This is a genomic window from Thalassospira sp. GB04J01 (genome assembly GCF_000751115.1).
GTDB classification, from domain to species: domain Bacteria; phylum Pseudomonadota; class Alphaproteobacteria; order Rhodospirillales; family Thalassospiraceae; genus Thalassospira; species Thalassospira lucentensis.
Window position 1 is genome coordinate 15,998 of the sequence record NZ_CCDX020000016.1, and the last position, 12,886, is coordinate 28,883.

The 12,886-nt window shown below is 54.3% G+C and carries 12 protein-coding genes; 10 read left to right on the forward strand and 2 right to left on the reverse strand.

Going from position 1 to position 12,886, the window contains the following annotated elements:
- Positions 1–117 precede the first annotated feature (117 nt).
- The 7 genes from AMM48_RS17845 to bioB all read left to right on the forward strand — a co-directional run bounded on the left by AMM48_RS17845 (position 118) and on the right by bioB (position 6,767).
- Positions 118–1,521: a circularly permuted type 2 ATP-grasp protein gene (locus AMM48_RS17845; protein ID WP_022733773.1), complete on the forward strand. Its 1,404-nt coding sequence runs from the start codon at positions 118–120 to the stop codon at positions 1,519–1,521.
- Between the two features lie 18 nt (positions 1,522–1,539).
- On the forward strand, positions 1,540–2,487 hold the full coding sequence (locus AMM48_RS17850; RefSeq protein WP_022733772.1) for an alpha-E domain-containing protein: 948 nt from the start codon (positions 1,540–1,542) through the stop codon (positions 2,485–2,487).
- Between the two features lies 1 nt (position 2,488).
- Positions 2,489–3,307, forward strand: coding sequence for a transglutaminase family protein (locus AMM48_RS17855; protein WP_022733771.1), 819 nt, complete (start codon positions 2,489–2,491; stop codon positions 3,305–3,307).
- Between the two features lie 16 nt (positions 3,308–3,323).
- On the forward strand, positions 3,324–4,073 hold the full coding sequence (locus AMM48_RS17860; protein WP_102785167.1) for a proteasome-type protease: 750 nt from the start codon (positions 3,324–3,326) through the stop codon (positions 4,071–4,073).
- A 129-nt stretch (positions 4,074–4,202) separates the two neighbouring features.
- Complete coding sequence (locus tag AMM48_RS17865) at positions 4,203–4,874, forward strand: GntR family transcriptional regulator (protein WP_244271288.1); 672 nt, start codon at positions 4,203–4,205, stop codon at positions 4,872–4,874.
- Between the two features lie 272 nt (positions 4,875–5,146).
- Positions 5,147–5,743 (forward strand): biotin transporter BioY, encoded by a 597-nt coding sequence (locus tag AMM48_RS17870; RefSeq protein WP_102785168.1) that lies wholly within the window; start codon positions 5,147–5,149, stop codon positions 5,741–5,743.
- A gap of 25 nt (positions 5,744–5,768) precedes the next feature.
- Positions 5,769–6,767, forward strand: a complete 999-nt coding sequence (bioB, locus tag AMM48_RS17875; RefSeq protein WP_102785169.1) for a biotin synthase BioB — start codon at positions 5,769–5,771, stop codon at positions 6,765–6,767.
- A gap of 118 nt (positions 6,768–6,885) precedes the next feature.
- Here the strand turns inward: bioB and AMM48_RS17880 are convergent, their stop codons facing one another.
- Positions 6,886–7,455, reverse strand: a complete 570-nt coding sequence (locus AMM48_RS17880; RefSeq protein ID WP_022733766.1) for a CHAP domain-containing protein — start codon at positions 7,453–7,455, stop codon at positions 6,886–6,888.
- A gap of 94 nt (positions 7,456–7,549) precedes the next feature.
- Positions 7,550–8,836, reverse strand: a complete 1,287-nt coding sequence (locus AMM48_RS17885; RefSeq protein WP_244271289.1) for an MFS transporter — start codon at positions 8,834–8,836, stop codon at positions 7,550–7,552.
- A gap of 306 nt (positions 8,837–9,142) precedes the next feature.
- Here AMM48_RS17885 and AMM48_RS17890 point away from each other — a divergent pair, with 306 nt between their 5' ends.
- From AMM48_RS17890 to AMM48_RS17900, 3 genes are all read left to right on the forward strand, one after another.
- The gene (locus AMM48_RS17890) at positions 9,143–11,494 is read left to right on the forward strand and encodes an alpha/beta fold hydrolase (RefSeq protein WP_102785170.1); all 2,352 of its coding nucleotides are present in this window, start codon (positions 9,143–9,145) and stop codon (positions 11,492–11,494) included.
- Between the two features lie 187 nt (positions 11,495–11,681).
- Positions 11,682–12,314 (forward strand): GntR family transcriptional regulator, encoded by a 633-nt coding sequence (locus AMM48_RS17895; protein ID WP_102785171.1) that lies wholly within the window; start codon positions 11,682–11,684, stop codon positions 12,312–12,314.
- On the forward strand, positions 12,311–12,772 hold the full coding sequence (locus tag AMM48_RS17900; protein ID WP_102785172.1) for an OsmC family protein: 462 nt from the start codon (positions 12,311–12,313) through the stop codon (positions 12,770–12,772). The genes AMM48_RS17895 and AMM48_RS17900 overlap by 4 nt, the downstream gene beginning before the upstream one ends.
- Positions 12,773–12,886 lie beyond the last annotated feature (114 nt).

Sequence of the window (12,886 nt, forward strand, 5' to 3'; positions counted from 1 at the left end):
TTTATTTTTTACGCAGAACCAACAGTTTGCTGAAAAATATGACATTTCAACCCTGAACATCCTTGACCACCCATTCCCGGGACGCCTTTAATCAAAAGGTCACAAAGGGAAGAGCGCATGTTCAATGAGATGAAGATGGACGACCAAGTTCGTGAACCTTATCGCGCCTTGGTTGAATGGATGGAAGCAAGCGGCCCCGAGGTTCTCGAACAAAAACGTCTCGAGGCCGAAACTCTGTTCCGCAAGATCGGGATTACATTTGCCGTTTACGGCGAAGGCGGCGATCCCGAACGACTCATACCCTTCGATTTGATCCCGCGTATTTTTACCGCTGGCGAGTGGCGCAAGCTTGAACGCGGCGTCAAACAGCGTGCGCGCGCACTCAACACATTTTTATATGACGTCTATCACAATGCGGAAATCATCAAAGCCGGGATCGTTCCTGCCGATCTGGTTTTCAAAAATGCGGCGTTTGAGCCCGCCGTGATCGGCATTGATCCACCGCGCAAGGTTTACAGCCATATTGTCGGTGTCGATATCGTGCGCACCGGGCCCGAAGATTTTTACGTTCTTGAAGACAACTGCCGCACGCCATCTGGTGTGTCGTATATGCTTGAGAACCGCGAAATCATGATGCGCATGTTCCCCGATCTGTTCAAAAGCCTTCGGATTGAGCCGGTCGAAAGTTATCCCGACATGTTGCTCAAGACGCTCAAAAGCATCGCGCCCGATAAATGTGACCGCGATCCCAATATTGTGGTTCTGACCCCCGGCGCGATGAACAGTGCCTATTACGAACATTCCTTCCTGGCCGACCAAATGGGTGTCGAACTGGTCGAAGGACAGGATTTGTTTGTGTCCGATGGCCGGGTTTATATGCGCACCACACGTGGTCCGGAACGGGTTGATGTGATTTATCGCCGCATTGATGACGACTATATCGACCCGCTTTGTTTCCGATCTGATTCAGTTCTGGGTATTCCCGGCCTTATGAATGTCTACCGATCCGGCGGGGTTGCCATTTGCTCGGCGCCGGGGGCCGGGGTTGCCGACGACAAGGCAGTTTATACCTATGTCCCGGACATGATCCGTTTTTACCTTGGTCAGGAACCGATCTTAAACAACGTTCCAACTTGGAAATGCGGCAAGCCTGATGATCTGAAATACGTACTCGAAAACCTCGGCGAATTGGTAGTTAAGGAAGTCCACGGGTCAGGCGGCTATGGCATGCTGGTCGGCCCGGCATCGACCAAGGAAGAACAGGTCGCCTATGCCCAACGTATCAAGGCCGATCCGGGCGATTTTATTGCCCAGCCAACCCTTGCGTTGTCAGCCTGCCCGACGTTCGTTGAAAGTGGCATTGCCCCGCGCCATGTCGATTTCCGGCCATTTTGCCTTGTCGGAGATACTATTCGTCTCGCACCGGGTGGATTAACCCGTGTTGCCATGCGTGAAGGATCACTTGTGGTGAACTCGTCACAGGGCGGCGGGGTCAAGGATACATGGATCATGACCGATTAACGAAAAGGGGGTTTAGAGATGCTTAGTCGTACTGCTGACAACCTTTTCTGGTTGTCGAGATATGTTGAGCGGGCTGAAAATATGGCCCGTCTGATGGAAATGGGCTATCGCATGGCGATGATGCCAGCGGTCGGTGACGGCAATCGATCCGAATGGGAATCGGTTTTGTCCGCGTCGGGTTGCCATGCGGGATATGATCCCAATGCGCCGCTTCGCCAGGAAGAGGTCGCCAATTTCCTGATCTTTAGCCGGGAAAACCCGTCTTCGATTTTAAATTGCTTTGAAGCGGCACGCGCCAGCGCGCGCGCCATGCGCACAGCCATCACCGCAGAAATGTGGGAGGCGCTTAATAATGCCTTGATGGAGCTTCGCCGCCCGTCAATGCACAATCTGGCCAAGAATGATCTTCCCGAATTCATTGATTGGGTAAAACGTCAGGGGTCACTGTTTCGCGGCACAACCGATTCAACACTTCTGCGCAATGACGGCTATGACTTTATCCGTCTAGGCACCTTTATCGAGCGGGCCGACAACACAGCCCGCCTTCTGGATGTGAAATATTATGTCCTGCTGCCTGAAACCAGCATGGTGGGTGACGGGGTTGATAACTATCAATGGACCACAGTGCTCCGTGCTGCATCGTCATTGCGCGCCTTTCACTGGGTGTACCGCGATGATTATTCGCCCTACCGGATTGCGCATTTCCTGATCCTGAACCCGTTTAGTCCGCGCTCCCTTGCCCATTGCTCCGAACAGATCACCCAGCATCTTGAACGGCTGGCGCGCCATTACGGGCAACGTCGCCCGGTTCACGGCGAAGCGGTTGAGATGTATTCAATGCTGACCCAGAGTGACATGGAAGAAATCTTTGCAACCGGGCTCCATGGTTTTTTGAATGACTTTCAGGCGCGCAACCGCGCACTTTCGGCTGCAATTGCCGAAACCTATTATTTTGGGGGACAATGAAATGCGCCTGACAGTCGAACATCACACCCACTACCGGTATGACACTCCTGTGCGTTACGTAGTGCAAAGCCTTAAAATGACCCCGGCGCAATTTGACGGTCAAAAAATCCTGAGCTGGTCGATCAAGGCCAAGGGATGCGTAATCAGTTCGGAATTCACCGACGGGAACGGCGATATTATCAGCACCTTGACTGCAGTCGGACCGGTTGATGACGTTGAAATTGTCGTCACAGGCGAAGTTGAGACCACCGACATGGCTGGTGTTTTACGCGGGCACAAGGAACGCGCGTTTCCCGAAGTGTTCCTGCGGTCAACCCCCATGACCAAATCAAGTGCGGCCATTCGCAAACTGGCCGAAAAGGCTGCCAAAAAGACCAAAGACGGAAACCTTCTTGAACGTGCCCATGCATTGGCCGATGCGGTGTCAGACGCGATTGTCTTTGCACCGGGCACGACCGACGTTCACACCACCGCCGCCGATGCATTGGCCGATGGTAAGGGGGTTTGTCAGGACCACACACATGTTCTGCTTTCTGCAGCACGTCATCTTGGCATTCCCGCACGCTATGTTTCGGGATATCTGTTTGCCGACCTGCATGGCAAACCACACGAGGCATCCCATGCATGGGCGGAACTTTACTTACCTGAGTTGGGGTGGGTCGGATTTGATGCCGCAAACCGCTGTTGCCCGACCGATTTTTATATTCGCTTGGGGTCTGGACTTGATGGACAGGTCGCCACACCTATTAGGGGCGTACATACTGGTGGTGCTAACGAGAATTTGGATGTATCAGTGGTCGTTGCGCAATCACAACAATAGCCGGACCCATTAAGACATGACCTACTGCGTCGGTTTGATGCTGAAAGAAGGATTGGTTTTCCTTTCTGATACCCGCACGAATGCTGGCCTTGATAACATTTCGCGCTATCGCAAGATGTTTACCTGGGAAGTTCCGGGTGACCGCGCGATTGTGGCACTTTCGGCTGGCAACCTTGCGATCACACAGGCCGTCATGAGCACTCTGCATGAGGCCATCGACGATCCAGAGACCGCACCGGGCGATTGCATCCTTAGCGCGCCCAGCATGTTTCGTGTTGCCGAGCTTGTTGGTCAGGCCATGCAAAAGGTCCAACTGAAATACCATGATACGCTTGAACAGCATCACGAGAGCAGTGCAGCCTCGATCATGATCGGCGGGCAGCGCAAGGGCGGCGATCAACGCCTGTTTCTGGTCTATGCCGCCGGAAACTTTATCGAAGCCACCGAAGACACGCCATACCTGCAAATTGGCGAGCATAAATACGGCAAACCGATCCTTGATCGCGTGATCACGCCCAACACCCCGATCCACGAGGGGGTTAAGGCCGCCTTGCTGTCGATGGACTCGACCCTGCGTTCAAACCTGTCGGTCGGCATGCCGCTTGATCTTGCCGTTCTGCCCGATGATGCATGTGAATTTTCCGAATTGCGCCGGATCGAAGCGGAAGACCCCGGTTTTCACGCGCTGTCATCTGCCTGGTCAACGGCACTGCGCGATGCCTTTGCCATGATGCCAGACGAACATAGCACCCCGTCAGACGACTAGAGCGTATTGCATTTAATCTGCGCCATTTTGTTTTTTTTGGCGTGCCGTTTCGCAAGGAACAAAGACGTGGAACATGCGCCCCGCCAATAAAATACCGGCGGGGAATTTGCGTGCTCGACAAGTGCGTACATGCAAATTATCTATAAAATCATGAAAAACGAATCTGATACCACGATCACCGGGCGCATCACCCGGGCACTGGCCGACCGCATTATTTCTGGCGACATCGCACCGGGCACCAAATTGCGTCAGGATCACTTTGCCGAGGAATTTGGCGCCAGTCACGTACCGGTCCGCGAAGCATTCCGGCGGCTCGAAGCGCAAGGGCTTGTCGTTAGCGAACCACGCCGGGGTGTGCGCGTTGCCAGTTTCGATATCGCCGAAGTCCGCGAAGTTGCCGAAATGCGCGCTTCCCTTGAAGTTCTGGCCCTGCGCCACGCAGCCCCGCATCTGACCAGTGCCATTCTTGACGAGGCAGAAGCCATCAACCGGGCCGGGGAAAATGCCCCGGATGTCCGGGCATGGGAAGAAGCCAACAAGGCGTTTCATCGTATCATTCTTGAACCATGCAACATGCCACGTTTGATGGCGACAATTGACGATTTACATGCCGCAAGTGCGCGGTTCCTGTTTTCGGGATTCCGTATGGAATGGGAAGCCCCGACCGATCAGGACCACCGCGCCATTCTACGCGCCCTGCATGAACATCAGTTTGATGTGGCTGCCGCGACCCTTGCCCGTCACGTCAAATGGATCGGCACCAAAACCGGGGCCAAACGACATATGCGCACGCCTTCGTAAGCCGAAATTACCCCTTTTTCTGGTCTGATGATTGGATAGATGCCACGACTTGCATCTTCCTGTGCCGTATTATACGTAAATTTTCCAATTTTATAGATAATTTTTATCATTTAAAATCAACAAGATAATTGTACTCTGTTAAATATTTTGCCGAATTTTGGCGTTTGGTGAATTTTGGGATTGATTTTAAGGACCAATGACGCCGTAATTAATAGATCAGATTCATTTTTATAGATAATTTTGAATTCCGGTCTTAAGGAGCCGTCATCATCATGGTCAATCCCGTTTCACATGCAACATCTGCACCATTGAACAATCCGGTTTTGACCGGGGCAAAATACTGCCTGATGGTCGTGCTTGGCGTCGCCTTGATCACCGCCAGCGCCAAAACCACCGTGCCGTTCTGGCCAGTACCGATGACCTTGCAAACCATGGCGATCATGGCAATTGCAGTCGCCACTGGCCCGCGCATCGCCGTTGCGACCATGCTGGCCTATCTCGCGACAGGGGCAGCCGGCTTACCTGTCTTTGCCGGAACGCCGGAACGCGGGATTGGTATTGTCTATATGATGGGCCCAACGGGTGGCTATCTGGCCGGGTATCTGATTGCCGCGGGCTTTGTCGGTGCACTGGCGCGCGGTCGCGGTGCTTTTGGGCGCTTTGTCGTGATGATGGCGGGCATGGTGCCAGTCTATCTTTTGGGGCTAGCAGGGCTTTCGGGTTTTGTCGCCTCGGAAAAGGCTGTTGCGCTTGGCTTCACCCCATTCATTCTTGGCGACACCATCAAGATTGCGCTGGTGGCGCTTGGCGGTGCTGCGATCACGCGCCTGACCAAGCGTAAAACGTCAAACCGCGCTGATGCGGCCTGATCCCATGACAGCAGGATCACCCGATATGGCAACGGCCCCCCATACCCTTTGCGGCGATACGCCCAAAACCTCACCCGATGCATCGCGCCATGACTGGACGGTTGATGCGGTTGAGGCGATTTATCGCAGCCCCCTTCTTGAACTGCTGGGCAAGGCCAATGCCGTGCATCGCATCCATCACGATCCGACGCATGTGCAAAAGGCCAGCCTGCTATCGATCAAGACCGGCGGTTGCCCGGAAGATTGTGCTTATTGCCCGCAATCGGCCCACCACCGCGAGGTCAAACTGGGCAAGGAACATCTGATGGACCCGGCATCGGTCATTGAAATGGCCACCCGCGCAAAGGATGCAGGTGCGGATCGTTTCTGTATGGGGGCGGCATGGCGCCAAGTGCGCGACGGGGCCGCGTTTGATGCGGTGCTTGAGATGGTGCGTGGTGTGCATGATCTTGGCATGGAGGCCTGTGTCACGTTGGGGATGCTCAAACCCCATCATGCGCAACAGCTTAAACAGGCCGGACTGACCGCCTATAACCATAACCTTGATACCAGCCCGGAATTTTATGATCAGATCATCACCACGCGCACCTATCAGGATCGGCTTGATACGCTGGCCGCCGTGCGCAGCCACGGTATTGATTTGTGCTGTGGTGGGATCATTGGCATGGGTGAAACCATCCGTGACCGGGCATCGATGCTTCAGGTTCTGGCCGGGTTTTCGCCGCATCCCGAAAGTGTGCCGATCAACGCCCTTGTCCCGGTGGCGGGAACCCCGCTTGCCCATCGCGATCCGGTCGATCCGCTGGAACTGGTGCGCATGGTTGCGACCGCACGCATCGTCATGCCGACATCAACCGTGCGCCTGTCTGCCGGGCGTACAGACCTTAACCGCGAAGCACAGATCATGTGCCTGATGGCCGGGGCCAATTCGGTGTTTTACGGCGAAAAGCTTTTGACCACACCCAATCCGGAAGAAGACAGCGACACCGCCCTTTTTAAGGCACTGGGTCCGATCGCGGCCTGAAACAGTTCAACCCCCGAACCCGTACCGCCCGTACGGGTTTCAATTGGCGAAGCTCCTTTAATCCGGGGGCTTCGCCATTTTTTTTAATCGGCGGGTATCTATGGGCAGGAAAAAGGGATCAGTTGGCTTCGGCCGTTTCGCGGGGCTGATAGATAAAGCCATGGGCCGGATAGATACGGCCAAAGGTACCAAGCGTGTTCATCATGCGCACTTGCGACCAGTCATTATTGGGCGAAACGTCAACCACTGGCTGACGGTAATGGACTTTGCCGCGTGTGCGCGAATCACCACCCCAGTTGGCCTGATTAACCAATATCTTGCGATCATCAAGAATGGCCGAAACAACCGCAACATGGCCCAGTTTCAAACGTGACGTTTTGCGCAAGGTCAGGACCGCGCCAACTTGGGGCTGATGTCCACGTGCGTAATTCTGGTTGCCAGCCTGCGCCCACCATGTCCAGGCATCGCCATAAATCTCAATCCCAGAGACTTCACGGGCATAGGGCACGCATTGCAAAAACTTGCTGGTCGGGGCAAAGCTGTTGAGATGAGAGTTCGGCACGCTAACATTGGTCAGGAGCTGAACCGTATCACTGGGCATCGGCCCATCAGACCGGGAAACCGATTTTGCGGTGGTAAAGCATGCAGACAGCATCAAACACAATCCGACGATCCCGATCAGGCGCATCTCAGTTCCCCAAAAACATCACAATGAATGACCTTAGCCCGACAGGGTTTAAGTAATTGTTTATTGTTGCCCGTCATTGGCATGACATCGGCATTTAACAGCGCGCCCCGATCTTGCCAATCCGATACAGCCGCCACAGGCCAATCAGTGCGGCACACAAGATCAAAACGCCTGACCCGCGCGCGGTATATTGAATGTTACCTGCCTCAGATATCGCGCCAAGCAACGTCCCACCCAGCGCCATGCCGCCAAAGCTGGTTGCGCTCCAGAAACTCATTACCCGACCGCGCAGCCGGTTATCGACGGTCAGTTGCAGGGCGGTTTGAGACCCCACCCCGACCAATGTCAAACCCCCACCGGTCAGTGCAACCAGAACAACTGCCAATTCGTACCATGGGGCAAATCCAAGCCCCAGCATCCCGACCGATGCGCCAAAGGCACCATAAATCGTAATCCGCTGATAATCGTCCGCGTTCGACCCCACCCGTGACAGAAAAAAGGTCGATGCCACCGCCCCGACACCGCCCGCAGATGCCAGCATGCCAAGCCCGGTGACACCACGCTCATAAACCGCCTCGGCAAAGACCGGCATCAGTTCGACCATGCCGGTTCCGACCAGCGACACAAAGCATGACAACGCCAATACAGACCGGATCATTGGATGGTGAATGGCATAACGCGCGCCATCGACAAGCGATGCCCAGATACGCCGACTTTTGGCATCGGGCGCGCGGTCCATATGGATCGTCACCACCGAAATCACAAAGATCATTGGAAGGTAACTGAGCGCATTGATCATAAAGGCCGCACCCGTGCCCCATGTCGCAATCACAACTCCACCAACAGCCGGTCCCACCAGACGCGAAATATTGAAATTCATCGCCGCATAAGCCACGGCCCGGCTCATGAATTCGCGCTTTACAATCACCGGCACCAGTGACAGCCGCACCGGTGTCATCGCACTGCCCAGAATACCCATGGATCCCGCCAGCACCACCATCCACGGCAGGCTCATCATATCGGCATAGGACAAGCCCATCAGAAGGAACGATACAGCTGCCTGCCCCAGATTGATCACCATGGCGGTGCGGCGCAAATCAACACGGTCGGCCATCACCCCGAAAATCGGACCAAGGAAAAAAGCCGGTGCGAAATTCAATGCGGCAATTGTCCCGGTCCAGAATGCCGATCCGGTCAAGGACCAAGCCAGCCATGACATGGCGATTTTCTGCACCCATAGGCCTTGGGTCGTGATGCATTGCCCAACCAGAAACAGGATGAAATTACGATCAGAAAAAATCGACCGCGGACGTGTATCGCCCGACGTGGAAACCACGCGCGTTGATGATGGCTCGGGTTGATCGGGGGCAGGGGACGGCAAGGAGACTCCAATCGTCAAAAGACAGGCAGATCAGGTTTAGCAAGGACGCAAGGAGGGATGGCACAAAAGCGCCCAAGAAGTCGCACACCGCCAATGATCTATCACAAAGACGATAAGGGCGATTGTCCGATTATACGAAAGACATGCCAGATTGGCATTAATTCTTCGCAATTCATTTGTAGAATACCTTCCCAAAGCAGATCAAAGAACACATATCAAAATCGGGAAACCTGCCGGTCAAAACAGCAAGAAAGCCGGAGAACGTCCTCGAACAGCCATTGTGACAGCGCCGGGGTATCGCACCGAATGAACCACTCTTTCCGCGAGATCGAACGCGAACAATTCGCCATTAATCCGAAAACGTGCGAGTGGACGCTGCGCGCGATGACGGCCCTTCGCGCCAATATCGACATCAATATCAAGATGCATGGTGCGCAAGACCATCTGGCACAGGGCGATATTTTCATGTTCAACCATTTCGCCCGGTTTGAAACCTTTATCCCGCAGTATCTGATCGCATTGGAAACCGGTGTTTATTGCCGCTCCATCGCATCGGGCGAGTTTTTTGCGCAGGACAATACCTTTTCACGCTATCTGCGTGCACTGGGCGGAGTGCCCAACAATTATGAACGGCTGTTGCCCTTTCTGGCCGAGGAAATCCTGCGTGGCGGCAAGGTCGTCGTCTTCCCCGAAGGCGGGATGGTCAAGGACCGGCGCGTCACGCTTAACGATCGCCCACATCCCAAACGCCCCGATTACAGTGTCTATTCCCGATCCGCCGACGCCAGACGTGCCCACCATACCGGTGCGGCCCTTCTGGGACTTTGTATTGATGGCTTTAAAATCGGTTTGTCCGCGCTGATTGCCAAGGGCGATACCCGTGAACTCACCCGCTGGGCCGGTATTCTTGAAGTCGATGAAGACGTTCTTCGCACCGTTTTGGCCAAACAAACCTTGATGTTCCCGGCCAACATTACCTTTCATCCGCTCCGCGTGGATCAAAACATCCTTGCCCGGGCGGCGGATATGTTTACTGGCGGGCTGAGCCCGAAGATGGCCGAAGAAATGATCATTGAAGGCAACCTGATGTTCAAACAGACCGATATGGATATCCGTCTGGGCGATCCGGTTGACCCGCGCGGTCAGTTTAACTGGCTTGATCGGCGGCTATTGGCCCGGCGCGTACAACGCGCGGGCAGCATTGATGATTTATTCAAACCGGCCAAAACCCTTGAAACCCTGCCAGATAGGGTTACGCAATATGCCCTGACGCGTCATATCTCGCCGCTTCGCGATCACTGCATGGCGGTGATGTATTCCAACCTGACGATCAACGTCAGTCATCTGGCGTCGCGCCTGATTATGATGTGGCTTGATGACGGGGTCACGGAAGTCGATATCGAACATTTTGACCGCACGCTTTATCTGGCGATCAAAAACATCCAGCAGGTCGATACGGTTCATCTGCATCGCGGCATGCTGAACCCGGCCGATTATATCGGCATCTTTGATTTGAAGTGTCCGCAAATCCGGTTCTTTATCGACAGTGCGGTTCAACTGGGTCTGATTGAGCGCCGTGACGGAAAGTACTGCTTCCTGGAGAAATTACAGGCCGAAGCCGGGTTTGATCAAATCCGCATGGACAACCCGATCATGGTCTATGCCAACGAAATGTCCCCAATCCATGCGGTTTGGCAGGCACTTGAACGGGCGCGTGCCGAAGTTGATAACCTGACAGATCGCGACATTGCCCATCGCCAGTTCGATGATGAAATCCGGGCGTGGCAATGGAACCGCAAAAGATACGAAAAACCCAAGTACGATACGATCAATTCACAGGAAACCGCCACCGCCGACAGCCGCCCATATTTGAACCTGCCCAACGGCAATGAGCATTTCACACTTGGCATTTTGCTGGTGCACGGGTTTCTGGCATCCCCGGCGGAACTGTATGAACTGGGCGAAAAATTTGCAGCACAGGGACATGCTGTCATGGGTGTACGGCTTGCCGGTCATGGGACATCGCCCCATGAATTGCAAAGACGCAAATGGACCGATTGGCTGGCATCTGTGCGACGTGGCTATGACATTCTCGCACCGTTCTGCGACCAGATCATTATCGTCGGTTTTTCCACTGGCGGTGCACTGGCAGCGATCCATGCAAGTTCCCATCCTGAAAAACTGACCGCCTTGGTTCTGGCTGGAACACCGCTTAAGTTCCGCAATCGCAATCTGATGTTTGTGCCGTTGCTGTATGGTGCGAACAAGCTGATGGGCTGGATGCCATCGGCACAGGAAATGCTGAGCTTCCGAACAAACGAGTCGGAACATCCCGAGATCAATTACCGCAACATTCCCATCGGCGGATTGTATCAGTTGCGCCAGGCGGTGGCGGAAATGCAGCGTTGCCTGCCCGATATTGAATGCCCGACCCTGATCTTGCAGGGTGATGGCGATCAGGTCGTTGATCCGGCCAGTGCGCGGATGATTAAACGCCTTGCCACCGGGATAACCGATCTGGATGTGCAGATGCTGAAATCCGACCGTCATGGCATCCTCAATGAGGATATCGACAATGCGCAGGAGCGCATCCTGCAATTCGTCGAACGTCATGTCGACTCACCACATCGTATGCCCAAGGTGATTTCGGCGGAATAGGTGTACCGGGCGAAGATAGACATGCTGGCGTAACACCAAAACCAAACCGACACTCCTTGCCTCATCGCGACAATGCTCCGTATTGGTAATACCCAAAACATGAATCCCCCCGAGAGCCTAACAATTTCACGCTGACGTCAGGACCACCCAGCTTGACTCCTGATATAGCCCACCTTATTTTGGATCCATGGATACAAATGATATTACCCGTACGCTGCAAAATGAAATTGAGGACGGCATCCTGACGCCAGGCACGGTGTTAAAGCAGGAAGTACTGGCCGCACGGTTTGATGTCAGCCGTCAGCCGGTGCGCCATGCGCTTGAACGGTTGCTGGCGTATGGGTTACTTGAAAAACGATCAGATCGCAGTCTTGCGGTGATAGGGCTCAGCATCAATCAGGTTCGTGAACTGGCGCAAATTCGCATTTCTCTTGAGCAAACCGCCCTTGGGTTATCCGCGCCGAAATTAACCCCAAGTGACCTGCGGAAAGCGCGCCGGATTAACGAAGACCTGTATGAAGAAGACGATCCCACGATTCTCGCAGAGCTCGATCTGGCATTTCATCGTGTGCTGTATGGTGCATGCGGGAATGATCGATTGTTGGCAATGATTGCCGATCTTCGCGGTGAGGCACGGCGGGCCTATGCCCAGCAACCAAAAGGATCGCGCCCGCGCCATGCATTTTACAATGAACACGACGCACTGATCACAGCCTGCACAAAGGGCGATATCAACACCGCCAAGGACACCCTTGCCACTCATATTGGCGTGACCGCCGCAACATTAGGGGCAGAGCCCCATAAACGGAGCCCCGCATGAGCAGCTTTGGCGCAGAAGTTATCTGGACCCGTTCGGCAACGGAAAAGTTTACCGACCGCCGGTATTCCCGCGGCCATGTCTGGCGATTTGATGGCGGGGTCGAAATTCCGGCGTCATCATCGCCGCATGTCGTGCCGTTGCCCTATTCGGTTGAGGAAAATGTCGACCCCGAAGAAGCCTATGTCGCCGCACTTTCAAGCTGCCACATGTTGTTCTTCCTGCATTTTGCGTCTGATAGCGGCCTTGTCGTTGACCGTTATGTCGATGCTGCCACCGGGGAAATGGCAAAGATCGATGGTAAAACCATGATCACCAAAGTTGCGCTTAAGCCAAGTGTGACCTATCTCGGCAACGCGCCGGACGCAGGCCTTGAAGCCGACCTTCATCACCGCGCACATGAAGCCTGCTTTCTTGCCAATTCGGTCAAAACAGAAATCACGGTAACCCCGGTATCATAACCGGCATCACCGTGTATTCCTGACCGTAGGCTCAGGACCTCTTAATTTGATTGGAATGGCAGACGTTATATTTGTGAAATCCGAGGAAAAGCCCGCCGGGCGGGCTGGTATCCC

Excerpts from the sequence above, each read along its gene's own strand:
- AMM48_RS17860 (WP_102785167.1), top strand. The coding sequence starts at position 3,324 with ATGACCTACTGCGTCGGTTTGATGCTGAAAGAAGGATTGGTTTTCCTT.
- AMM48_RS17865 (WP_244271288.1), top strand. The coding sequence starts at position 4,203 with ATGCAAATTATCTATAAAATCATGAAAAACGAATCTGATACCACGATC.
- AMM48_RS17845 (WP_022733773.1), top strand. The coding sequence starts at position 118 with ATGTTCAATGAGATGAAGATGGACGACCAAGTTCGTGAACCTTATCGC.
- AMM48_RS17850 (WP_022733772.1), top strand. The coding sequence starts at position 1,540 with ATGCTTAGTCGTACTGCTGACAACCTTTTCTGGTTGTCGAGATATGTT.
- AMM48_RS17870 (WP_102785168.1), top strand. The coding sequence starts at position 5,147 with ATGGTCAATCCCGTTTCACATGCAACATCTGCACCATTGAACAATCCG.
- AMM48_RS17895 (WP_102785171.1), top strand. The coding sequence starts at position 11,682 with ATGGATACAAATGATATTACCCGTACGCTGCAAAATGAAATTGAGGAC.
- AMM48_RS17890 (WP_102785170.1), top strand. The coding sequence starts at position 9,143 with ATGAACCACTCTTTCCGCGAGATCGAACGCGAACAATTCGCCATTAAT.
- AMM48_RS17855 (WP_022733771.1), top strand. The coding sequence starts at position 2,489 with ATGCGCCTGACAGTCGAACATCACACCCACTACCGGTATGACACTCCT.
- bioB (WP_102785169.1), top strand. The coding sequence starts at position 5,769 with ATGGCAACGGCCCCCCATACCCTTTGCGGCGATACGCCCAAAACCTCA.
- AMM48_RS17880 (WP_022733766.1), bottom strand. The coding sequence starts at position 7,455 with ATGCGCCTGATCGGGATCGTCGGATTGTGTTTGATGCTGTCTGCATGC.
- AMM48_RS17900 (WP_102785172.1), top strand. The coding sequence starts at position 12,311 with ATGAGCAGCTTTGGCGCAGAAGTTATCTGGACCCGTTCGGCAACGGAA.